This is a genomic window from Pseudogracilibacillus sp. SO30301A, from assembly GCF_037072025.1.
Classification (GTDB): Bacteria; Bacillota; Bacilli; order Bacillales; family Amphibacillaceae; genus Pseudogracilibacillus.
Genome location: NZ_JAXHDD010000011.1, coordinates 37475 through 60868, shown reverse-complemented (window position 1 = coordinate 60868; position 23394 = coordinate 37475). Strand labels below are relative to the sequence as shown.

General features: G+C 35.0%; 23 protein-coding genes. 18 read left to right on the top strand and 5 right to left on the bottom strand.

Going from position 1 to position 23394, the window contains the following annotated elements:
- Positions 1-47: 47 nt before the first annotated feature.
- Complete coding sequence (locus tag SPD89_RS07950) at positions 48-983, bottom strand: AEC family transporter (protein ID WP_336261425.1); 936 nt, start codon at positions 981-983, stop codon at positions 48-50.
- Between the two features lie 416 nt (positions 984-1399).
- Between SPD89_RS07950 and cysK the strand changes: the two genes are divergently transcribed.
- The 14 genes from cysK (at position 1400) to SPD89_RS07885 (ending at position 14001) form a co-directional block, all read left to right on the top strand.
- Positions 1400-2326 carry a cysteine synthase A gene (cysK, locus tag SPD89_RS07945; protein ID WP_336261424.1) on the top strand — a complete coding sequence of 309 codons (927 nt, stop codon included), beginning with the start codon at positions 1400-1402 and terminating at the stop codon, positions 2324-2326.
- Positions 2327-2423: 97 nt separating this feature from the next.
- The gene (locus tag SPD89_RS07940) at positions 2424-3266 is read left to right on the top strand and encodes an ABC transporter ATP-binding protein (protein ID WP_336261423.1); all 843 of its coding nucleotides are present in this window, start codon (positions 2424-2426) and stop codon (positions 3264-3266) included.
- Positions 3199-3957 carry an ABC transporter permease gene (locus SPD89_RS07935; protein ID WP_336261422.1) on the top strand — a complete coding sequence of 253 codons (759 nt, stop codon included), beginning with the start codon at positions 3199-3201 and terminating at the stop codon, positions 3955-3957. Before SPD89_RS07940 ends, SPD89_RS07935 begins: the two co-directional genes overlap by 68 nt.
- A gap of 23 nt (positions 3958-3980) precedes the next feature.
- Positions 3981-4961, top strand: a complete 981-nt coding sequence (locus SPD89_RS07930; RefSeq protein ID WP_336261421.1) for an ABC transporter substrate-binding protein — start codon at positions 3981-3983, stop codon at positions 4959-4961.
- Positions 4962-5197: 236 nt separating this feature from the next.
- Positions 5198-5302, top strand: coding sequence for a hypothetical protein (locus SPD89_RS22955; RefSeq protein WP_442961084.1), 105 nt, complete (start codon positions 5198-5200; stop codon positions 5300-5302).
- A gap of 568 nt (positions 5303-5870) precedes the next feature.
- Entirely contained in the window at positions 5871-6173 is a 303-nt protein-coding gene (locus SPD89_RS07925; protein WP_336261420.1) for a metal-sensing transcriptional repressor, read from the top strand.
- A gap of 13 nt (positions 6174-6186) precedes the next feature.
- Positions 6187-8571, top strand: a complete 2385-nt coding sequence (locus SPD89_RS07920; protein ID WP_336261419.1) for a heavy metal translocating P-type ATPase — start codon at positions 6187-6189, stop codon at positions 8569-8571.
- A gap of 34 nt (positions 8572-8605) precedes the next feature.
- On the top strand, positions 8606-8812 hold the full coding sequence (copZ, locus tag SPD89_RS07915) for a copper chaperone CopZ (RefSeq protein ID WP_336261418.1): 207 nt from the start codon (positions 8606-8608) through the stop codon (positions 8810-8812).
- A 1016-nt stretch (positions 8813-9828) separates the two neighbouring features.
- A complete protein-coding gene (locus SPD89_RS07910) occupies positions 9829-10227 on the top strand; it encodes a hypothetical protein (protein ID WP_336261417.1) in 399 nt (132 codons plus the stop codon).
- A 323-nt stretch (positions 10228-10550) separates the two neighbouring features.
- The gene (locus SPD89_RS07905; RefSeq protein ID WP_336261416.1) at positions 10551-10865 is read left to right on the top strand and encodes a hypothetical protein; all 315 of its coding nucleotides are present in this window, start codon (positions 10551-10553) and stop codon (positions 10863-10865) included.
- Between the two features lie 657 nt (positions 10866-11522).
- On the top strand, positions 11523-12797 hold the full coding sequence (locus tag SPD89_RS07900) for a HipA domain-containing protein (RefSeq protein WP_336261415.1): 1275 nt from the start codon (positions 11523-11525) through the stop codon (positions 12795-12797).
- A gap of 25 nt (positions 12798-12822) precedes the next feature.
- Positions 12823-13056: a hypothetical protein gene (locus SPD89_RS07895; protein ID WP_336261414.1), complete on the top strand. Its 234-nt coding sequence runs from the start codon at positions 12823-12825 to the stop codon at positions 13054-13056.
- A 25-nt stretch (positions 13057-13081) separates the two neighbouring features.
- Positions 13082-13234, top strand: coding sequence for a hypothetical protein (locus SPD89_RS07890; protein WP_336261413.1), 153 nt, complete (start codon positions 13082-13084; stop codon positions 13232-13234).
- Positions 13235-13251: 17 nt separating this feature from the next.
- Positions 13252-14001, top strand: a complete 750-nt coding sequence (locus SPD89_RS07885) for a Fic family protein (protein WP_336261412.1) — start codon at positions 13252-13254, stop codon at positions 13999-14001.
- A gap of 302 nt (positions 14002-14303) precedes the next feature.
- Here the strand turns inward: SPD89_RS07885 and SPD89_RS07880 are convergent, their stop codons facing one another.
- From SPD89_RS07880 to rpsD, 4 genes are all read right to left on the bottom strand, one after another.
- The gene (locus SPD89_RS07880) at positions 14304-14462 is read right to left on the bottom strand and encodes a hypothetical protein (RefSeq protein WP_336261411.1); all 159 of its coding nucleotides are present in this window, start codon (positions 14460-14462) and stop codon (positions 14304-14306) included.
- A 448-nt stretch (positions 14463-14910) separates the two neighbouring features.
- Positions 14911-15282 (bottom strand): DUF7695 domain-containing protein, encoded by a 372-nt coding sequence (locus tag SPD89_RS07875; RefSeq protein ID WP_336261410.1) that lies wholly within the window; start codon positions 15280-15282, stop codon positions 14911-14913.
- Between the two features lie 18 nt (positions 15283-15300).
- On the bottom strand, positions 15301-15621 hold the full coding sequence (locus SPD89_RS07870) for a hypothetical protein (protein WP_336261409.1): 321 nt from the start codon (positions 15619-15621) through the stop codon (positions 15301-15303).
- 555 nt (positions 15622-16176) lie between these two features.
- Positions 16177-16779 carry a 30S ribosomal protein S4 gene (gene rpsD / locus SPD89_RS07865; RefSeq protein WP_336261408.1) on the bottom strand — a complete coding sequence of 201 codons (603 nt, stop codon included), beginning with the start codon at positions 16777-16779 and terminating at the stop codon, positions 16177-16179.
- Positions 16780-17753: 974 nt separating this feature from the next.
- Between rpsD and refZ the strand changes: the two genes are divergently transcribed.
- The 4 genes from refZ (at position 17754) to thiI (ending at position 23377) form a co-directional block, all read left to right on the top strand.
- The gene (refZ, locus tag SPD89_RS07860; protein WP_336261407.1) at positions 17754-18362 is read left to right on the top strand and encodes a forespore capture DNA-binding protein RefZ; all 609 of its coding nucleotides are present in this window, start codon (positions 17754-17756) and stop codon (positions 18360-18362) included.
- Positions 18363-18513: 151 nt separating this feature from the next.
- A complete protein-coding gene (gene ezrA, locus SPD89_RS07855; protein WP_336261406.1) occupies positions 18514-20208 on the top strand; it encodes a septation ring formation regulator EzrA in 1695 nt (564 codons plus the stop codon).
- Between the two features lie 820 nt (positions 20209-21028).
- Positions 21029-22168, top strand: a complete 1140-nt coding sequence (locus SPD89_RS07850; protein ID WP_336261405.1) for a cysteine desulfurase family protein — start codon at positions 21029-21031, stop codon at positions 22166-22168.
- 6 nt (positions 22169-22174) lie between these two features.
- Positions 22175-23377: a tRNA uracil 4-sulfurtransferase ThiI gene (gene thiI / locus SPD89_RS07845; protein WP_336261404.1), complete on the top strand. Its 1203-nt coding sequence runs from the start codon at positions 22175-22177 to the stop codon at positions 23375-23377.
- The last annotated feature ends 17 nt before the right edge of the window (positions 23378-23394 follow it).

Sequence of the window (23394 nt, the reverse complement as noted above, 5' to 3'; positions counted from 1 at the left end):
CATCATTTTAAGTAGCATTAACAGTATTGGAAGGTGCATGTTGAATTTTAGTGCAACCATCGTAGTAGGCTATAAAGTAATGGAATGGTAAAAATACAAAGTATCGTTGTAAGCAGAACCCCAAATGATGCAAAAGACGCATCTGCACTAAATTTTTGTGCATAAACAGAGGTAGTAGAGGCGCTTGGCATGGCAGAAGTTAACACCGCAATAATAATTAATGGATAAGGAACATTAAAGAAAATAAAGATTAACAAAAACGATGGAAGGATAAGTAGTTTGCAGCAAGCGGCAATCCAAAGATAGATGTTTTTACAATATGTTTTGAAATCATACCATTTTATATCTGATAACAAACTACCTATTAATATCATTGATAATGGTATGGTCATTTTTCCAATACTCTCAAATGTATCCAAAATCGGATTAGGCCACTTATATGGAAGAAATAACATACCTAATCCAAGCAAAGTTGAAAGAATACCAGGGTTTAAAAACAACCCCTTCCAGTTAATACGTGGTTCACTCTTTGTAAAAATATAAATTCCATATGTCCAAATTAATATAAGGTAATAAATATTAAATAGTGTTAAATAAATAATTCCTTGTTCCGCCATTAGTATATAAGCAATAGCAAATCCGATAAAACCTTGATTGCCAAAAATAATCAAACTTTCATATACACTTTTTTGTCCCGTAGGCAAGATTGCTTTTTTCCTAAGCCATGCACCGACAAGAAGAGATATGCTCATTATGAAAATAGACATCGCCACGAGCCAATAAAGATCTTTTAAAAGATCTAAGGATAAAGTGCCATCCAAAGAAAATAAAATCAATGCAGGTAGAGTGATGTATAGCATCAATTGAGTAATGATCTGTTTAGCATGAGGCGGAAGTATTTTCATTCTACTACTCAAAAAGCCAATCAAAGCCATAATATAAAGGGGGATCATCGCTTGCAAAAATGCACTAGTGGAAAGCACAAGACTTCTCTCCTTTCTCTTTGCTTTAACATATGAATCGAATGAAGAGAAGGTACATTTATTATTAGGTCAAATATGTTGGTATCTGAAAAATGTCGTGTACTTGGATCGCCCCCGCTGAGCATCAAAATTTAAAAATTAGTAAATGCTATACCGTCCTTTTTATTTACTATTTTCGATTTGTCCAATACAGGAGCATGATAAACTTGGTTAAAAGTTCAAAATAGAAAAGAAGGAGTCTGCTAAAATAGCAATACTTCTTCTTCAACTGTTTATAACATATTTTTAGAAACAACATTTACAATTAAATTGGTGATAACTTCCTTTATTGCACATTAAATCACTCTAAAAAGGTAGGAATTATGAGGATTATCTGCTATAATAAAAAATAACCTTTAACGAGAGGAAGAAACAATTTGAAAGTCGTCAACAATATTGCAGAATTAATTGGGGATACTCCATTAGTCAAATTAAACAGAATTGCAGATCCAAATGGTGCGGAAATTTATGTGAAGCTTGAATATTTTAACCCGAGCAGAAGTGTGAAGGATCGTGCTGCGTTTTACATGCTTGAGCAAGCAGAAAAGGCTAGGCTATTAAAGCCAGGTGCAACGATTATTGAACCAACCTCCGGAAATACCGGGATTGGTCTTGCTATGAATGCTGCTGCAAAGGGATATAAAGCCATTATCGTCATGCCTGACTCTTCTACAGAGGAAAGAGTGAACATCTTAAAAGCATTTGGTGCTAAAGTAGTTTTGACACCTAGTGCAGGAAAGATGCCAGCAGCAATCAAAAGGGCGGAAGAAATAGCTTCTGAGATTCCAAATAGTTTTATTCCAATGCAATTTGAAAATGAAGCAAACCCAGATATACATCGAATTTCAACTGCGCATGAAATTATCGAAGCAATGAAAGCCGGAAAGAAAAAACTTGCTGCATTCGTTTGCACGGCAGGTACTGGAGGAACGATTACAGGAACTGGTGAAACGTTGAAAGAATATGATCCATCTATCTCAACTCATGTTGTTGAGCCAGCAGGATCTCCGGTTCTTTCAGGTGGAAAGCCAGGTAAACATAAACTGGTCGGAACTAGTCCAGGATTTATTCCAAAAATATTAAATACAGATGTTTATGATGAAATTATTCGAATAGAGGATGATGATGCCTATCAAACAGTGCATAAATTAGCGTCTCAAGAAGGAATATTATTAGGTCCCTCAGGTGGTGCGTCTGTATATGCAGCTCTACTTGTTGCACGTCGATTACATCCGAGTCAAACAGTCGTATGTATTGCGCCTGATACTGGAGAACGTTATTTGTCTAGTGATCTTTTTAGTTGAAAAGTGTGAGATTCATAGTCTCCGCTTTTTTACTAACTATAATGCTAAGTAAACAGATTTGTTTTAATGAGAAAGGATATCGATTTGAGGTGAAAATATGTATTTGACGATAAAAGATATTAATAAAAGTTTTAAAAATGAAAAAAATGAGGATGTAAAAGTTCTTGAAAATATCAATATCGACGTTGAAAAGGGAAACTTTGTATCGATTGTAGGTCCCTCAGGATGTGGGAAATCAACATTATTATATGTGATTGCAGGACTAGAAAAAGCGGATGAAGGGTCGATTCAAATTTTAGGTAGAAAGGTAAGTAATCCAGGACCTGACCGTGTCATTGTATTCCAGGAAGATGGCTTATTTCCGTGGTTGACCGTGTTAGACAATGTTACGTACGGACTAAAATTGAAAAATATGACTAAAAAAGAAGTGGAAGAAAAAGCGCTTGACGTATTAAAAATGGTGCATTTAAGTAAGTATGTTCATGCATATCCTCACCAATTATCTGGCGGCATGAAACAGCGTGTCGCCATCGCAAGAGCGCTCGTGATGGAACCAGATATTTTACTAATGGATGAACCATTTTCAGCTTTAGATGAACAAACAAGAATGGTACTTCATAAAGAATTATTAGATATATGGAGAAAAACGAAAGTAACGATATTTTTTATCACGCACAATATTCGTGAAGCCGTGCTTTTATCGGAGAGAGTTATTGTGCTTGCAACAAGACCTGGGAAAATTAAAGAGGTTATTTCTGTTCCATCGACAAAAGACGGAATTATGCCGGATTCGGTAACATTACACACAGAGCAAAGAATATTGAAAATACTAGAAAATGAAATCGAAAAGGTGTTAAGGGAGGAAATGGGGGATGACTACGACTTTAAGACGAATCACCTTCATCGTAATGATAGCGGTGATTTGGGAAGTTACATCTAGACTGTCCGGTTTACCAAGTTTTATGTTCCCGAGTTTAACCGAAGTTTTCACTACATTATTTAGCGGATTATTAAATGGACAAATAACTTCTGCAATTATAAAAAGTCTCAGTCGGATATTCATCGGTTTTTCCATTGCAATCACTCTTGGTGTAATTTTAGGATATTTGATTTGGCGTTATAAGCTCGTGGAAGATACGCTCGGTTTCGTTGTAACAGCACTTCAATCGATTCCAAGTATCGTTTGGTTTCCACTTGCAATCATTTGGTTTGGATTAAACGATTTTGCGATTTTATTTATCGTAACCATTGGGGCTACTTGGACAATGACAATTAGTGCAACGAGTGGATTTAAAAACGTACCAACATTATATCAAAGAGTGGCAAAAACGTTAGGATCTAGCGGATTTCACTTTATTAGAACAGTAATCGTACCAGCTTCTATCCCACAACTGCTCTCCGGATTACGTATTGCTTGGGCTTTTTCCTGGCGGGCATTGATGGCTGGAGAATTATTAGGTGCTGGCGGTGGATTAGGGCAATTACTTGAAAACGGTCGTTCACTCGGGCAGATGGATTTAGTTATTTCAGTGATGATTATCATTGCTGTCATTGGAACGATTATGGATCATGTTGTCTTTGTGCGTTTAGAACGATCGGTTCAAACTAAATGGGGAATGAATAAAGCTTAAAAATAAAAAAGGGAGGAATTTGGATGAGGAAAATTTTACAGTTATCTGTTTCAATTATATTATTAGTAGGAATTTTGGCAGGATGCTCAAACGACGGTGATAATACTGTTAAAATTGGTTATTTTCCAAACTTGACACATGTCGCAACGATTGTAGCACTAGAAAATAATTATTTTGAAGAAGAGTTTGGTCATGGAGTAACAATCGATACATTGCAATTTAATAATGGTGGGTTATTCATGGAAGCGATGCAAACAAAGGAAATTGATGTGGGAACAGTCGGACCTGGTCCGTTATTAAATATTTATGTAAAAAATCCAGAATTCCATATCATTTCTGGAGCAGTAAATGGTGGAGCAGTACTTGCGGTGACTAAAGATAGTGGGATAGATGATTTAGAAGATTTAGACGGAACAAGAGTAGCTATTCCAGTCATTGGAAGTACACAAGATGTGATGCTTAGAAAAGCTTTACAAGAAGTGGATTTAGATGCTACATCTAGTGGTGGTACGGTTGAATTATTCGCAGCGGCACCAGCAGAGACAGCAACATTATTTACACAAGGATCCGTTGAGGCTGCGGCAACACAAGAGCCGTGGGGATATACATTAGAAACTCAAGCAGACGGAAAATTGCTCTTAGGCTGGGATGAATTTGCTTGGGGAAAAGAGTCAACAAATACGGTCGTTGCAGCTACAAGTGATTTCACCGAAAATAAGGAACTAACAACAGCATATTTAACAGCGCATAAGAAAGCAGTCGAGTTCATAAAAGAAAATCCAGAAGAAGCACAAGATATAGTGATCAAGCATATTCAAGAATTAACGGGAAAAGAAATTGATAAAGAAGAAACGGAGGTCGCATTTAGTCGTTTGGAAGTGACGACAAATGTAAATGAACAAGTAATTCAAGAAATGGCGGATATTAGTAAAGAAGCAGGCTATGTTGACTCAAGCGATATAACTGGATTAATTGATTTATCTATTTTGGAGGAAATTGAGTAAATAGTATATTAAGTTGGTTGTGCCCTTTCTTATTATGATGTAGGAAAGGGCTTCTAGTATGGTGGTAGGAGATTCATCCCACGATTGAAATCACGGGTATTCTCGGGTAATTGATAAATTTTTCACTTGACAATACCTAACTACGGTATAGTAATATGGAAAAGAATTAAAAATTAGAGGTAATGAAAATGACTATTGAAACACTGAACGTATAAGGTATGTCTTGTGGACATTGTGTGAATTCTATTGAGGGAAGTGTTGGGGAACGGATCGGTGTGGAAACTGTAAAAGTTCATTTACAAGATGGAACAGACGATGTGACCTCCAAAAAGTCAACTTGAAAGATATTATAGAAGTGATTGAAGAACAAGGATAAGAGGGATGTTCGTGCTTCTGAAACACGATTTTTATTAAAAAATATACCCTTATATGGTGTGGGGAAATAACGATGGGAGCACAAAAAGAAGTAAATTTACAAATTCAAGGCATGACTTGTTCGGGTATGTGCCAATAAAATTGATTAAGTCTAAACAAGATAGACATTGTGGTAGATGCCAATGTCAATGTTGCGATAGAAAAAACAAAGGTTGTTTACGACCCTGAAAAAATAAATGTTCAGGATTTTGAAGACAAAATTGAGAAATTAAGTTATCACGTGGCATGATAAACAAACATTTGATATATCTGGGATGACCTGTACCGCATGTGCGAAAGGATAAGAACGTGAACGAAAGAATAGAGGAAACCTCATTTTATTGTCGAGGTTTGCTCTTAGTTTTTCTTAATGCAGGCGGGAAAGATTTTTACTTTCCTATCTGCCAAGATATTTTACAAAACATGAAGTTATTTCTTGACAAATATACTATATGGGGGTATGGTATAAATATGAAGGGAAAGGAAGTGATTTATTTGGAAAAATTCTTAAATGATCACCCAAGTAAACCAAGAACACAAGATGAAAAGCAAAAAGTCATTAATCGTTTAAAGCGTATAGAAGGACAAGTTCGTGGAATACAGAAAATGGTAGAAGAAGATCGTTATTGTGTAGACATTTTAGTACAAATTAGTGCAATTCAATCCGCATTAAAAAATGTTGGTTTTGCCGTCACGGAGCGGCATATCAATCATTGTGTCAGTGATGCGATTAAGCAAGGGGAAGGAAAAGAAACAATAGATGAATTAATGGGTGTATTAAAGCAGTTTTCTAAATAAGGAGGAGGTTATTATGAGCGAAACACATCACGCAACGCTTGGAATAACAGGAATGACCTGTGCCTCTTGCTCCACTCGTGTCGAAAAGGTATTAAATAAAATGGATGGGGTCGAAGCACAAGTCAATTTAACAACGGAAAAGGCAACCATAGACTATGATTCTGAAAAGACCTCCATAGAAGAGATTACAAAGAAAATTGAAAATGTCGGCTATGGTGTCTTAACAGAGAAAGTAGAGCTAGATGTATTTGGCATGACTTGTGCCGCTTGTTCAACCCGGATCGAAAAGGTATTGAATAAGCAAGACGGAGTAAAATCTGCGGCAGTAAATTTAACAACAGAAACGGCATCTATCGAATACAATCCAGGATTACTGGATTTAAAAGCACTAATTGACAAAATCAAAAACCTTGGTTACGACGCTAAACCTAAAGCTGAGGTCGTAGAAAAGCAAACTCACAAGGAAAAAGAAATTAAAAATATGAAAACGAAATTAATTATCTCATCCTTGTTAGCTGCACCGCTATTAGTAACCATGTTGGTTCATTTATTTAATATAACGATACCGGATTTGTTTATGAATCCGTGGTTTCAGTTTGCATTAGCAACACCCGTTCAATTTATTATCGGCTGGCAATTCTATGTTGGTGCATATAAGAACCTTCGTAACGGCGGAGCAAACATGGACGTGCTTGTTGCATTAGGTACAAGTGCTGCTTATTTTTATAGCTTATATGAAGCATTTAAGTCGATTGGGAATCCAGCATACGAGTCCCATCTATATTTTGAAACAAGTGCAGTATTAATTACGTTGATTCTATTTGGTAAGTATTTAGAAGCAAGGGCAAAAAGCCAGACAACGAACGCACTATCCTCATTACTCAGTTTACAGGCAAAGGAAGCCCGCATCATAAAAGACGGTGAAGAGGTTATGATCCCTGTTGAGGAAGTTGCTGTTGGTGATCGGTTAGTTGTAAAACCAGGTGAGAAAATACCAGTGGATGGTATTATATCAAAAGGTCGAACAGCTGTTGATGAATCGATGCTTACAGGAGAATCGATCCCAATCGAAAAAGAAATAGGCGCAACTGTCATTGGATCAACGATAAACAAAAATGGTTCGATTGAAATGGAAGCAACAAAAGTAGGGAAGGATACTGCTCTAGCATCCATTGTGAAAGTAGTGGAAGATGCGCAAGGATCAAAAGCACCAATTCAGCGATTAGCTGATGTTATTTCCGGCTATTTTGTTCCGATTGTTGTGGTAATTGCGATTCTGACATTTACCGTATGGATTACATTTGTCCAACCCGGTCACTTTGAATCAGCCTTAGTTGCAGCAATTGCAGTTCTAGTTATTGCATGTCCGTGTGCGCTTGGACTTGCAACACCAACATCAATTATGGTTGGAACAGGAAAGGCCGCAGAGAACGGAATTCTTTTTAAAGGTGGAGAGCATCTAGAAAGAACTCATGAGTTAGAGACAATTGTTCTTGATAAAACAGGAACCATCACAAAAGGAAAACCAGAAGTAACTGACTTTACTGGTGATAAAGAAACATTACAATTGTTAGCTAGTGCAGAAAAAGGCTCTGAACATCCACTTGCTGAAGCCATTGTTGCCCATGCAACAGAAAAAAATATCGATTTAGTCGAAGTAGATGACTTCACGGCAATACCTGGACACGGTATTGAAGCTACGATATCTAGTAATCACATTCTTGTAGGAAATCGAAAACTCATGCAAGATCACCAAATCGATGTAGGTAGTGCGGAACAAGAATTGATTGATTACGAAGTTGATGGAAAAACAGCGATGTTAATTGCTATAGATGGAAAATATCGCGGAATTATTGCCGTTGCAGATACAATTAAAGAAACAGCGCCACAAGCAATAAGCGAGTTAAAAGAAGAAGGTTTAGAAGTCATCATGTTAACAGGAGATAATGAGCGAACTGCACAAGCAATTGCAAAACAGGTCGGCATTGACCAAGTGATAGCCCAAGTATTACCTGAAGAAAAAGCGGATAAAATAAAAGAAATTCAATTACTAGGTAAAAAAGTTGCCATGGTTGGGGATGGGGTAAATGATGCTCCTGCATTAGCAATCGCCGATATTGGAATTGCCATTGGTACAGGCACGGAGGTGGCAATTGAAGCTGCCGATGTAACGATTCTTGGTGGTGAGTTATTACTTATTCCAAAAGCAATAAAAATCAGCCATGCTACGATTAAAAATATCCGTCAAAACCTCTTCTGGGCTTTTGGATACAATACAGCGGGAATCCCGATTGCAGCTATTGGGTTACTTGCACCATGGATTGCTGGTGCAGCCATGGCATTAAGTTCCGTTAGTGTTGTTTCTAACTCCTTACGTTTAAAGAAAGTAAAGATTTAATTTCTTCTTTCATAACTTGAAAGGAGGTGAAAACATGCAAACAAAAACCTTAGATGTTAAAGGGATGACATGTGGCCACTGCAAAATGTCAGTAGAAAGCGCACTTAAAGGATTAGATGGAGTGGCTACTGTAGAAGTAGATTTAAGCAATGGTAAAGTAGAAGTTACTTATAACGAAGCAAAAGTTTCGTTTGAAAATATGAAAGAAGTTGTTGAAGATCAAGGCTATGATGTAGTATAAAATGTTGGAACTGTACCCTATTTTATTACTAACATCGCTCATTTATCGGAATTACACAGCTTGTAAAGGCGTCTAAAAAGTGTTTGCAAAAGATGAAAAAAACACTGTAGCTACATTAAATGATGAACATTCACTAACTATTGTTGACATCGCTTCTGAATAACTAGAGAAGGGTAAAATTGGTAATGATCCTGTCCAAGCTTATATCTAATCTGATGAAAAATATACTAGGATTGCAAATCAAGGGACTTCTAAAAATCTATTAAAAAGTGTTTCAAAAGTGGATTAAGAAACAAAAGAAGTGGTTGCAACCATCGAAGTGGGTAATGGTGCTTATGGTATTATCACGAGCAAAGATAACAGAATTCGTATATGTAACAAATATATATGATAGTACCGTTAGTGTTATTAATATAGAAAAAATAAAGTGATAACAATACAATAAATATTGTTTATAGAAAAGTAAAAGCGTGGTCAAATGATCACGCTATTATTTTCACTTCATGTTCATTGTCATCTACTGTCTCGATGGCAACATCTGTACCAGCACCAATTACGCTTAAATCGGCCTTAGCGAAAAAAGAGAACTATTGATTCTATAAATCATATATGGTGGGTAGTAGGTTATTAGTCATTGCCATATTATCGGTATATATCTTTCAAATGAAAATGAAAAGTAGTAATCATTATATTTAATAATATACAAAGCGGCACTCTACGAAGAAATTCCCAGTGCTAAGTTTAAAAGGTAAAACGACAATTGCAATTCATCACAGCTTAACCAAACAGGGGCTAGGTGGTTCAAATGCTGAAAGTTACTCACGGTATCATGTCGACAGTTTAGGTTGGCCAAGCATCGGTTACAGCTATGTCATTGAATCTGACGGTACGATTAAGTTCTGTAACGATATTGAATTCGAACTTATCACGTAGGAAATCATAACAACTATGCGGTAGGCACTTGTTTAACAGGCGATTTTCGTACGGAGAAGCCTACGGAAGCACAAGAGGAAAGTTTGCTGATTTGGTTGCTGCACTACAAAAAAACTTACCCTCATTTAAAGTACATTAAGGGCCACAACGAGTTTAAGGATCGAATGGAAAGGCTTGCCTTTGTTTTGATTATAAGGGCCGTGTTGGCAAATAAATCGACATCGAAGCCTAATACTAATACAAACACTAGCAAGCCTAAATCCAAATCCATTGATCAACTAGCGGACGAAGTAAATGTGGGTAAACACAGTAGTGGGGCACAGCGCAAAAAAGCGTTAGGAAGTCAGTACGATGCCGTACAGAAGCGTGTCAACGAGAAGTTATTAGGCACCAAGCCAAAAGCAAAGCCTGCTGAAAAGTCTATTGATCAGCTCGTAAAAGAGATTCTGGCCGGCAAACATGGAAACGGAGAAGCAAGGTAGAAATCACTTGGCAAGAATTATAAAGCAGTACAAGATATCATCAACGGCAAAACATCGGCACCTAAAAAGGCTGTGAGCAAGCCTAAAGGCGACCAAAAGACAGGTAGCATTGTCGATTATCTAAAGTCGATCGGCGTTGACTCTTCCTTTGCCAAGCGTTAAAAATTGGCTACTAAGCACGGCATCAAGAATTACACCGGCACGGCTCGCAAAATACGCAGATTCTTAAAAGTTGCGGGATTAAGTGAAAAGGATAAGACTTTTATATTATTGACTTATAAAATCCAGTATTATATAGTGTTAAAAAAAGCTTGGGGGATTTTATGATTCAAAAAGATAAAGTGGATGAAGATAAAAAGTGGGATAAAACTTGGAATATCATATGGTGGTTTTTTGGATCGACAATTATCATTGGAGGATTTACTTTAGCATATTTTGGTGAGAGAGACCAATTAGGAATTATAATGGAAAATGTTTTGATTAAATCATTAATTATGACGTTTGGCGCAATAGGGGTGTTCTGCATAGTATACTCTGAAGTTCGAAAAAGAAGTGATGCTTCTACATTTAAAAAAGTCATGGGCACCTTCTTGGTGATAATTGTTGTTTTTACAATCTTTGCTATTACACGATTATAAAATGTGATTGCAAATTAAAAATTGCCCGCCGAAGCGAGCTTTATTTTTTTGCATAATCTTCCATTGTGGATCGTAAGTATAGTCGAGTTTTTCTAGCTTCTCCAAACTCTACAAATGGTGTAATTAATTATATGTCAACACTTTATATAGTTAAATTAATTGATCAAAATGCTATTGAGACTCCCACGTCTAAAGACGGGCTATGCCCTGCATGGGCTTTCTCGTTCGGAAAATCTGTAAAGTAAAGACGTACTTCAAAAACAGGAGTGAACTCTTTTTTATAAGAGTATTAACGCTCCTGTTTTTTATTTTTGTTTTAGGTATTACTAGTTTCGCTGTTTATTTTACAAATGATTTATAGAAAGGATTGGTATTTATCGAGTTCATTAGTAATAACTGCTAAATGGAATTGAAGTGCCTTATAAAATATATTTGCCTGATTCGGTATTCGAATCAGGGATCAGTAAAAAAGATATAGAAAATCATGCACGTGAATATTTGGAGAAATGCTATCCAGAGTGTGAATTTCTTGAAGTGGATGGAAGATTTGCAATTTGTATATTAAAGGCGAAAATATAATGTGAATCGACATAAAATAGGTTATACTGTTGTTAGTATTGATACGTTTATAATGTTTTTTCAGAGGGGATGTTATAAATGAATTATGTTTTGATGCATAAAAGAAAGCCTGTTGCTGAAATAAAACTAGATAAACAAACATCGTCTATTTCAAAGATTGGAGAAGTGTTTGCAAAAGAACATGTACCTTTAGGTATTGAAGTTAAAAAAGGGCAAATTAATCGTGGCGGTCTTAATGAATGGTGGAAATCAAGATCGATTCCTGCAACTCGAGTTGGGATTGAACAATTACTTGAAACATTAAATATTAGGTCGACAGAAAATCTTCTTGATAAATCATATGGGTTAAGTTTGTCTGATCAATATTGGATATGTCCTACTAACTCTAATTTAAAATGGGATGATATTAATTTTTTCCATCATACTTTTTCAGAAGATGTAGGAAATATTCTTTTTGATATGGAGTATAAAAAAGAAAACATAAATTTATTATCACCTGATAATACGTCTGATGGATGGTTAAAAAAGAAATGGAAGATTATTGATGGTAAGCGAGTTTTAATTAAAGGTGGTAGTGGGGCAACGCAACAAGAACCATATAACGAAGTGTTTGCAAGTAAAATATGTGAGCGTTTAGGTATTCCGCATATTCCTTATTCATTAATGATCCAGGAGAATTATCCGTATAGTATGTGTGAAAATTTTATCGACTCTGATACTGAATTAATTAGTGCATGGTATGTTATGCAAACAGAAAAGAAACAAAACCATGTTTCTGTTCATCAACATTATTTGAATTGTTGTGAGTGTTTGGAGATTCCCGATGTAGAAGAATTTATTGATAAAATGATTGTGTTAGATTATCTTATTGCAAATGAAGATAGACACCAATATAACTTTGGAGTAATTAGAAACGCTGAAACATTAGCGTTTATTGGTGCTAGTCCAATTTTTGATAGTGGGACATCTTTATGGCATGATAGACCTTTATCCTTAATTAATGCTAATCAAAAAAAAACTTGTAAACCTTTTAAAAATAATCATGAAGATCAATTGAAGTTGGTGCAATCATTTGATTGGTTTGAACCAGTTGCTTTATATGATATAGAAAGTGAATTTCACGATATTACAAAAGATTCGTTGTTTATTGATGATAAAAGAAAAGATCGCATTTCTTTTGCTTTTCGTGACCGAATGGATATGTTATTAGAGTATGTCAATGTTCATTCGAAAGAAAGGTATTTTTCAGGATTAGATGTTTCGAATGATGTGAAAAAAGATGTAAAATATACTGGTGAAGTTAAGCCTATCAAAAACAACAAAAAGAATAAGTTTAGAGACGTAGAACGTTGAAATAAAACAAAAAGTGGAGGTACGTGTGCTAGAAGCCGAAGAATATCCTGAAAGTGGTGAAATTATACCAGCAACTTTGCATTTTGAAGCCTATGATGGTTATGTGGTGGAACACTTACTGAAAGTCTTAGAAGTAGATCCTTGTTATAAAGAAAAACCTGGATGGGAGGAGCATTCACCAATAATGACTGCCACTTGGGGATTGAGTTATTCAATACTTTGGAGAATTAAGGAGACTACTAAAAAGCGCAATAACTAAGGATATTGATAATCGTGAAGTGTATATGAGGGGTATTCAAAGATCATACGAATATGAAGGTTATTATGTTGAAAAACAAGCAATTGAAGATTTCAATGATTTAGATGTAGAAGTTCAAGCAAATGTAAAATATAATAAGAAAAAGTCTATTAAAAAAGATAGAGATATGGAAAGATAAGGATAGGGTGTGAGGTGATGAAAATTAAAAGTAATTATTTGCTTGTTCTTGATAAAGAAAGAAAAGAAAAAATAAAGAATGGTTTGTATGAATACACTTTAATCAATATGTCTTATAACACAAACCGAATGGAAGGAAGCACATTGAGCCTGTCTGATACAAAGGATTTGTTCGAAAGAAATACTCTATATACAGGCGGTCATAATGTTGATGATATTATCGAAGGAAAAAATCATTTTGACTTATTTAATTTTATGTTAGATACGATCAAAGAACCATTAACTGAAAGGTTAATCCGAGAGTACCATCAACTTTTAAAAAGGAACACTTTAGATGTAGCAAATTACGGTGTCGAAAAGTATAAGGGAATACCTAATATTGTAGGGGATCAACCAACAGCAGAACCACATGAGGTTGAAGATTTGATGTACCGTTTAGTTAATGAACATCCAATTAATGATTTAATGGATATACTCTCGTTTCATCATCAATTCGAATTAATTCATCCGTTTCAAGATGGAAATGGACGAGTGGGTAGAATTATTATGTTTAGGCAATGTTTGGAGCGTGATGTAACACCATTTATTATTCCGTCAGATAAAAGAGAAGAATATATAAATGGATTGAAGTTATTTAATGAAGATCCTATTGTCTTGAAAAATGAAATAGAAAACTTTCAAGAAAATTATAAAAAAATCGCAAAGCCATTTTTGAAAGTTAATTCGAGAAATAGAAGAAATGAAAATGAAAGTGAATTAATTGATTAGAGAAAAGACCTAGGAAAAAGTGCCTAAAAGTAAGAGTTAAAATCTAACTTTTGGATGAGATATTCGTAATCAATGTGTAGGATACAATCGTATTTCTTATATAAAGCTATTAAATCTTTTTCATCCGTCTGTTTATCTGCCAACACTTTCGTTCCATTAATAAAAAGTGAAGTGAAGAGTAATAAAACTATAGAAATAGTTGAAGTAATTATTGTTTTCTTTTTCATATTTTATAAACCAAAAAAAGCGACCCTTTATTCGTGAAGAGTCGCTTTTTATTAAGGTTTTTAAACCTCCCTTACCTATTCAGTTTTTTCATACTCAATTCCATGTTTATCCAATGACTTCAATAAATCTGAAACACTTTCCTCTACATCGGATTCAGTTAATTGTCCGTTCTCTAAATATACTTCATCAAAAGGCGAAATCAAAACTAGGGAGAAAACACCCACTTTCCACATACACCAAACCATCACCTTCCGTATCCCAAGACGGTTCACCTGAAATTTCCTTGTATAAGTATAAAGGGTGAAAATAATTATTGTTCAAATCATTGATTTTTTCATCACCCTCACCTTTCAAATTCACAAAGAATGCAGGAATATCATAGTATTTTAACGTTTTATCGTAGTACTTACTCTAGGTACTTTGATTCCTCCAACTCTATTGTCAACAAGAAGAACGATTCACCATTATCTATTTTTTTCATTAAATCCTTGTAACTAATCTGGTTAACTCCTACCTTTGCCTTTCCACCACTTGCCCCACTACCACAAGCTGTTAAAAAATAGTTAAAATTAGGATTAACCCCACAACGACTTTCTTATTCTTCAATTTACACTCTCCCTCGTTTATTTTTATATCATCCGAAATCTTAGTACCTTGTTTCCTGTCAAAATAGTATGAATGCTAAGTACCTTTTTTGTATCGTACTGCAAGTTCTTCATGAGTTATTTTTCCATCGAGCAAGTCTTTAATACCTTTAACTCGATCGTATGTTGGTTGGATTCCCTCTATTTTCAAGGACTCCACAGCACGTTTTACATTTTCATATTGCGCTTTATCTGTAAATTCAACACCACAAATTTGCAGGATCTCCTCATAGACGGAATAACTGAAATCAATTAGTTCTATATTTCCACCGTAACGCTGATAATCCGTTCCGCCATCAATGTAAATTGATTTACATTTACAATATTGGAGATCGTGCGTGTGTTTCGATTCGATGATGTCGTTACACTTTTTGCATTGAACACTATTAACTAAAACTTTTACACTCATAATGATCACAATCCTACTCTATTTTTTATTACAATTTTCCAACTCGTTATAATTTTTGATGAAAAAATCATCATAGTATGGTGTTTCCTTTGTTCTGAACGCATCGAATGCTTTTACTGGGTCTTCTCCATCTAAGATTGGTCGATATTTGAAATCCCTCAAAATTTCAAAAAGACAAAGTTCACAAACGTTAAATTCTAGCAAATCACCATCGAATGGACTGCTATACCCAAACACTGTTTGTAATCTGTGAAATAAATTTCCTGTAAAATCACCGAAATCATCAGGGTCATGCTTATGGGAGCGACCACATCGATTACATTGAAATATTTTTGTCATTTTAGCACCTCATATTCTATCCAGTGAGTTAGAATCGATAAAAATACTCCTCATTTTGAACTCATATGGACTTACTTTTTTATAATGTTCTTGTATTTTTGTATTCCTTTAATAATAAGAGTCATCAAGTTTATACTCGTCATTATGTACCCAATCAGGAATTGGATCTTTCAGCCAGTTCAGTTGTTAAAACCTCATTATTCACTTCGAAAGCTTCAATTAATTCTTTCCGAATCAAAACCGATCACCTCAACACTAATATACCCACAATTCACGCTTCATACAACATATATAACATTCTCCAACTCTTTAATAATTACAATGTTTATTGATCTAACTCTAACTCAATTACGTTATTTTTTCAACACACCATTCCCTTGCATACGCCTTTGATATTGCCCCGAATTTTCCTTCAAAACTTCCCACAATCTTCCCACAAATACATGCTTTTTCAAACATTAACTTGCATTGTTAAGAAAAAACAAAAAAGCCTTAAAACATTGATGTGACAACGTTTGTAAGGCTTTAAATGTAACTTGTTGCAAAGTATAAAAATTAACGTGAGTAGAACTCAACAATTAGCGCTTCGTTAATTTCAGCAGGTAATTCAGAACGTTCTGGTAGACGAGTATATACGCCTTCCATTTTATCTTGATCAAAAGTTAAGTAATCTGGAATAAAGTTGTTCACTTCGATTGCTTCTTTGATGATATCAAGATTACGTGCTTTTTCCCGAACGCCAATTACTTGGTTAGGCTTTACACGGTATGACGGAATATCAACACGACGACCGTCAACAGTGATATGACCGTGGTTCACAAGCTGGCGTGCTTGGCGACGTGTACGTGCTAAACCAAGACGGAAAACAAGATTATCTAAACGAGATTCAAGAAGAACCATGAAGTTTTCCCCGTGGATCCCTTTCATCTTACCAGCTTCATCAAAAAGCGTACGGAATTGACGCTCATTTAAACCGTACATGAAGCGTAGTTTTTGTTTTTCTTGTTGCTGTAAACCATACTCCGAAATTTTACGGCGTTGGTTTGCACCGTGTTGACCAGGTGCGTAAGGGCGTTTTGCAAGCTCCTTACCAGTTCCTGTTAACGAAATGCCATAACGACGTGACTTTTTCCAAATTGAACCAGTATATCGTGACATAGACATTTCCTCCTTTATATTATACTTGCATAAAATAAACGACGTGGTACCCAATGTTGTCCATTTTGTTTTCATGTACCATCGCTCCAGCAGCAGAGAGTTACGCGATACACCTCATTTAAGAGGAACAAAATGGGGTCAACCATTAGTCCACAAAAGCTACCTTATTATTTTACACAAAGAACAGTATATAGTTTTACAAGGTAAAAGTCAATGAAAGAACTGTGATAGTTTAACGATTAGATTAGGAAATTGAAGAAATAATAGCAGAGTTAAAGAGCAAACCATTAGAAGAGTTTACCGAGGAAGAGATAAAGGGACTGATAGAAGGACTTTCAGATGAAGAACTGCAAAAGCTTTCAGACGAATTTCAGGTAAATGAAGAAGAGTCAGTCATTGATCCAAATTTCCAACCGTTTTTAAAGTCTGCACGAAGTTTTAATATAATGGTCAATCATTCGAATTGGCATGCACCGGGATCCGTCAACTTAAATGGGAAAGCTGCTACACCGACAGGTAACCATGGGGAATGGAAAATTGAACAACCATAAACTGCGACATAAGAGTCTATATGTTATTTATGTATCAACTCCATGTCTGGGGCAATTCATATATTGCAAATCGACTCGACATCTTGGAAAATGATTCGACATGTTGGAGAATGACTCGACATCTTGGAGAGCGAGTATTTCTTTTATAGTTATGTTACAGTTTCCTTCAACTCCGTATTTTGTGATCAAACCGAAAAGTATTTTCTTATCTTATTATACGATAATCGTTCGTCTTTAGAATTATTCGTTTTTTTGTTATCTCTTCTGCTCCCTACTAAACAAGAAAAATCAATAAAAAGGCTGATTACTGTAGGTTGAGAACCTTTTTCAACGAATTTCTTATATTTTGGCCATTAAACGTACATGAAATTAAAGGATTTTTACTTTATTTGTCGTAATAAATAAAGGAGAGGGTGTATATAGATGAAAATTAATCCAACAAAACAAAAAGTTGTGGATGCAGCTTCTTTCCTATTTTTTCAAAAAGGATTTCATGGAACTTCTGTACGAGATATTGCAGGAAAAGCTTCTGTTAATGTTTCTCTAATCAGTTATTATTTTAATGGTAAGCAAGGTTTACTGGAATATGCTGTAACGAATTATTTTGAGAACTATTTAACCTTGTTAGAAGAGGAAATAAAATCTAATGAATCCTTGGAAAATGTGGAAAAGCTCAAAAAAGTCATTAACGCTATTATTCATTATAAAACAGAGCATTTTCAATTAACATCATTTATTCACCGCGAATTATCATTGGACTCGACATTCGTTAGAGAGATGACAGTCACTTATTTGGCAAAGGAAAATTATATATTAAAGACATTATTTTATTCTATTTTGGGAGAACGCTATAAAAGGCGGAGAAATTTTTTATATATGCAATTAAAAGGGATGCTTGCTTCTCCGTATATATTAAAACATGAATGGAACACTCAAATGCTTGATGAACATGCATTTAAAAGTTTTGTTCGTAATTACACAGAATCAATTAACCAATGGATTCAATTTGTTTGTGAAACTTCTAGAATGTAATAACTAAATCAAGCAAAAATCGACAATCGTGTAGAAAAAGTATATTTTTTTGTTTTTTTTAGCAAAAACAGTCGTAATCGTGGTATTATTAAAAGAAGAATGTACGTTATCTTATATATATCCTTCTATAAAAACGATTAGGAGGTAAAAGATGGAATATGTAATTGGGATTATATTAGCAATCATTGTAATTATTATTGTAGGGCTCCTATTAAGAAAACGACTGTATGATTCTGTCGACTATTACGAAAGCTGGATACTGGATATTATGAATCGTAATGTCGCCCAGGAATTATCTAAAGTAAAAGAGTTAAACTTAGAAGGAGATACGAAAGAAAATTTTGAAGAGTGGAAAGAACAGTGGGACTATATTTTAACGGTTGATTTAGCAAAAGTGGAAGAATTACTTTATGATACAGAACATGCTGCAGATCGTTATAATTTTCCTGTTGCAAAAAAATATATGAAACAAATTGAAGAAACTTTAGTCACTGTTGAAAAGAAAATTGAAACAATCTTAATTGAATTAAATGAATTGCTTGCAACAGAACAAGAAAATCGCAAAGAAATTGAAGAACTTGAGCCTTTATACAGTGAATTACGGAAAGAATTGACGCATAATCGCTTCAAGTTTGCCCAAGCTGAAGTACGCTTTGAAGTGGAACTTGATGAAATTAATAAGCAATTAAAAAATTACGAATCGCAAATTGAAGAAGGAAATTATATTCAGGCAAAAGAGATTGTATCAACGATCAAAAAACGATTAGTTGAATTACAACTAGAAATGGAAGAATTCCCTGACCTTTATAAAACATGTAAACAAGAATTACCTTCACAATTAGATGAACTATCTAAAGGGTTAAGGGAGATGAAGGATGAAGGTTACTATATTGACCATTTGGACTTAACTAGAGAAATTAATGTTTATCAATCAAGGTTGCTTGATACAGTTTCTGCTTTGGAAAAAGAAGGGATAGGTACAGCAAAATCTATTATTGAAGAAGTAGGAGAACGAATTACTGAAATGTATGAGCTTTTGGAAAAAGAAGCACTTGCCAAAAATTATGTCGATTCAAAAATGCCAAGTTATGAAAAAGCTTTAGACAGTTTTGAAACTCATTTTTTGGAAACAAAATTAGAGGTAGAACAATTAAAAGAAGCATATTATTTTGAGGATACTGATCTAGAAAAATATATGGCTCTTGAAAAAATGATGACCCAGCTAAAAAACAAGTTAATGGAATTTGCCCAAAAAATTGAAAAGAATAATCATGCTCATTCAAAACTTCGTGCTGAATTAGATGAAGGTTTTCAACAATTGGATAAAATAGAAGAAGAGCATGAGCAATTCAAGAAACGGATTCAAAATTTACGTAAAGATGAGTTTGATGCGCGCGAACAATTAAAAGCTATGATGGATGAGATTTATCAGACGACACGTAAATTACGAAAAAGTAATTTACCTGGTGTACCAAGTTTTGTATGGTCAATGATAGAAGAAGCGGGTCTGAAAAATGAGCGAGTCCTTCAAGCGTTAGATAACCAACCACTTGATATTATTCAAGTTCAGCAATCACTAAGCGAAGCAAAAGTTGCTGTTGAAAATGCAATAGAACAAACAAATGCAATGTTGGAACAGGCTGCATTAACTGAGCAAGTTATTCAGTATGCAAACAGGTACAGAAGTACAGATCCTGTGCTCGCAGCAAAGCTTTCAGAGGCAGAGACCTTATTCCGAAAAGCTGAATATGAGCTTTCATTGGAACAAGCGGCAAGTGCGATTGAAGATGTAGAACCAGGAGCTTTGAAAAAAATAGAAAAATTTCAAGAAATGATTGTATCATAATAAATAAAGACTGTCTCACAGGGAATAATCTCTTGTAGCCAGTCTTATTTACTGTAATTTGTATTTAAAGATATTTATTAGGCAAAATCCATAAACTGCGACGTAAGGCTCTGCTTATTAATAAATTGATACGGATCGACTCGACATGTTGGAAAAAGACTCGCCGTTTTCCATGACTCTTACCCAAAACGGGCACGATTAAGAGCGAAACATGCCCGTTTTTTATGACTCTTACTCAAAACGGGCACGATTAAGAGCGAAACATGCCCGTTTTCCATGACTCTTATCCAAAACGGGCACGATTAAGAGCGAAACATGCCCGTTTTCCATGACTCTTATCCAAAACGGTCACGATTAATACCGAAACATGCCCGTTTTTAATGACTCTTACCCAAAACGGTCATGATTAATACCGAAACATGCCCGTTTTTAATGACTCTTACTCAAAACGGGCACGATTAAGAGCGAAACATGCCCGTTTTTAATGACTCTTACCCAAAACGGTCATGATTAATACCGAAACATGCCCGTTTTACACGACTCTTACCCAAAACGGTCACGATTACTATCGAAACTACCCATCTTGCAGATGGACTCGACATGTTGGAAAAAGATTCGACGTCATGCGGAACGACTCGACATCTTAGATCTGGACTCTGCATGTTGTTAATCGACTCACATTCCAGAGCGGAGGTAGAGTCACTTTTCCCCAACGGTGATAAATTGTTACGTCACAGTTTTCTTCTACTACGAAGATGAAATTAGCATAGATTTATGAAGTAACGTTATCGCATATTTGAAAATAGGAAGGAATTTCACAATGATTTACTTAGATAATAGTGCAACAACTAAGCCGGATCCTACTGTTGTAGCGAGTTTTAAACAGGTATCTGAAAGGTTTTTTGGTAACCCATCCTCGATCCATGAATTTGGTGGAGAAGCAGAGCAATTACAAAACAGAGCAAGAGAACAAGCGGCTAACATATTACACGTTAAGCCAAGTGAAATAGTTTTTACTTCTGGAGGTACAGAAGGAAATAATTTAGCAATAAAAGGAATAGCGTTAAAACATCAAAAGCGTGGGAAACATATAATTACAAGTGCAGTAGAACATGCTTCTGTTTATGAAACGTGTAAAAGCTTGGAGGATTTAGGGTTTTCAATTACGTATTTACCAGTAGATTCAAATGGAGTAATCGATATAGAACAAATTGAAAAAGCAATAACAGATGAAACAATCCTCATCTCGATTATGTACGTTAATAACGAGATAGGTTCCATACAACCAATTTACGATATAAGTAAGCGACTTGAAAAATATCCGAAAAGCTATTTCCACGTTGATGCTGTCCAAGCTTTCGGAAAAGTACCATTATATTTAAATAATAAAGGAATTGATTTATGTACATTATCTGGTCATAAAATAAATGGTCTAAAAGGCACAGGTCTACTTTATGTGAAAGAAGGAACTTCATTGTATCCATTATTCCATGGAGGCAATCAAGAGTTTGGATTTCGTTCTGGCACTGAAAATGTGGCTGGAAATGTGTCGTTTGTTCGGGCACTTCGTTTGATGAAAGAAAAAGAGCAAATTCAATTGAAACAGTTAAAAGCTCTATATGAAAAATTATATCAAGGTTTAGAAAAACTTGATAATGTGAAGATAAATTCTTCTATAGAGGGTGCACCGCATATTTTAAATGTATCCGTTCCGGGCTTAAAGCCTGAAGTCGTTATTCACGCACTATATGAAAAAGGTATTATTATTTCGACACAATCAGCCTGTTCTTCAAAACAATTTGATAAAAGTAGAGTTTTAAGCGCTTGTAGAGTTTCAGATGAACTGGCAAGTTCAGGGCTAAGAATAAGTTTATCATATGAAACGACAAAAAATGATATTGATACATTTGTTGACGTTTTTAATGAAGCAATTACACATTTAAAAGATATATTGGAGTAGATAAGTATGCAATACGATCATATATTAATCCGTTATGGTGAACTCGGATTAAAGGGAAAAAATATTAAACAGTTTATTGTACAATTACAAAAAAATATTCAAGAAGCATTAAAAGAATTTCCGTCTACTCGGGTGACAAGGTCTCAAGGCAGAATGTTTGTCGTCCTTAACGGTCAAGATCCTGAACCAATCATAGAAAAGTGTAAAACAATATTTGGAATTTATAGTTTAAGTTTAGCTATTAAAGTTAATAACGAGATAGAAACGATTAAGGCTGGGGCACTTGCTGCCCTCAAACAAAGTGAATATGCACATACATTTAAAGTGTCAGTCAGACGTGCCAATAAAGCTTTTCCAATAGGATCACAAGAAATGAACCGAGTTTTAGGTGCTCATTTACTTAAAAAAACATCGGATTTTACAGTAAATGTTCATGAACCTGATGTGGAAATTAAAGTAGAAATAAGAGAAAAAGCGACGTATATTACTTCCACAGTAATTCGTGCAGCTGGAGGCTTACCTGTAGGAACCGGAGGGAAAACGCTTCTTCTTCTTTCAGGTGGGATAGATAGTCCGGTTGCTGGTTATTTAATTATGAAACGTGGAGTTGAATTGGAAATGATCCACTTTCATTCCCCACCATTTACTAGCGAACGTGCGAAACAAAAGGTATTAGATTTGACAAAGGTATTAACAGAGTACGGTGGATCAATAAAAATTCATCTTGTTCCATTTACTAAATTACAACAGGAGATATTTAAATCTATTCCGGAACGCTATGCTATGACAGTGATGCGCCGTGTTATGCTACAAGTTAGCGAAAAAGTATGTCAGAAAAATAATATATTAGCGATCGCTACAGGAGAAAGCTTAGGTCAAGTAGCAAGTCAAACTTTGGCAAGTATGAACGTAATAAATGAAGTAACAAATTTACCAGTTATTCGGCCATTAGTCGGTTTAGATAAGGAAGAAATTATTTCCTATTCAAAAGAGATTGGAACGTACGATATATCAGTTAAACCTTATGAGGATTGTTGTACTATTTTTGTACCTAAATCTCCGGTAACTAACCCCACTAGGGAAAAAGTAAACTATTTAGAATCAAATACGGACTTCTCTACTTTCATCGACGAAGCAGTAGAAAATATAGAAGAGATTACTATTCGTAATTCTACAATTTTGGAAGAATCTTTTGATGATCTACTTTAAAAATTGTAATTTCAAAA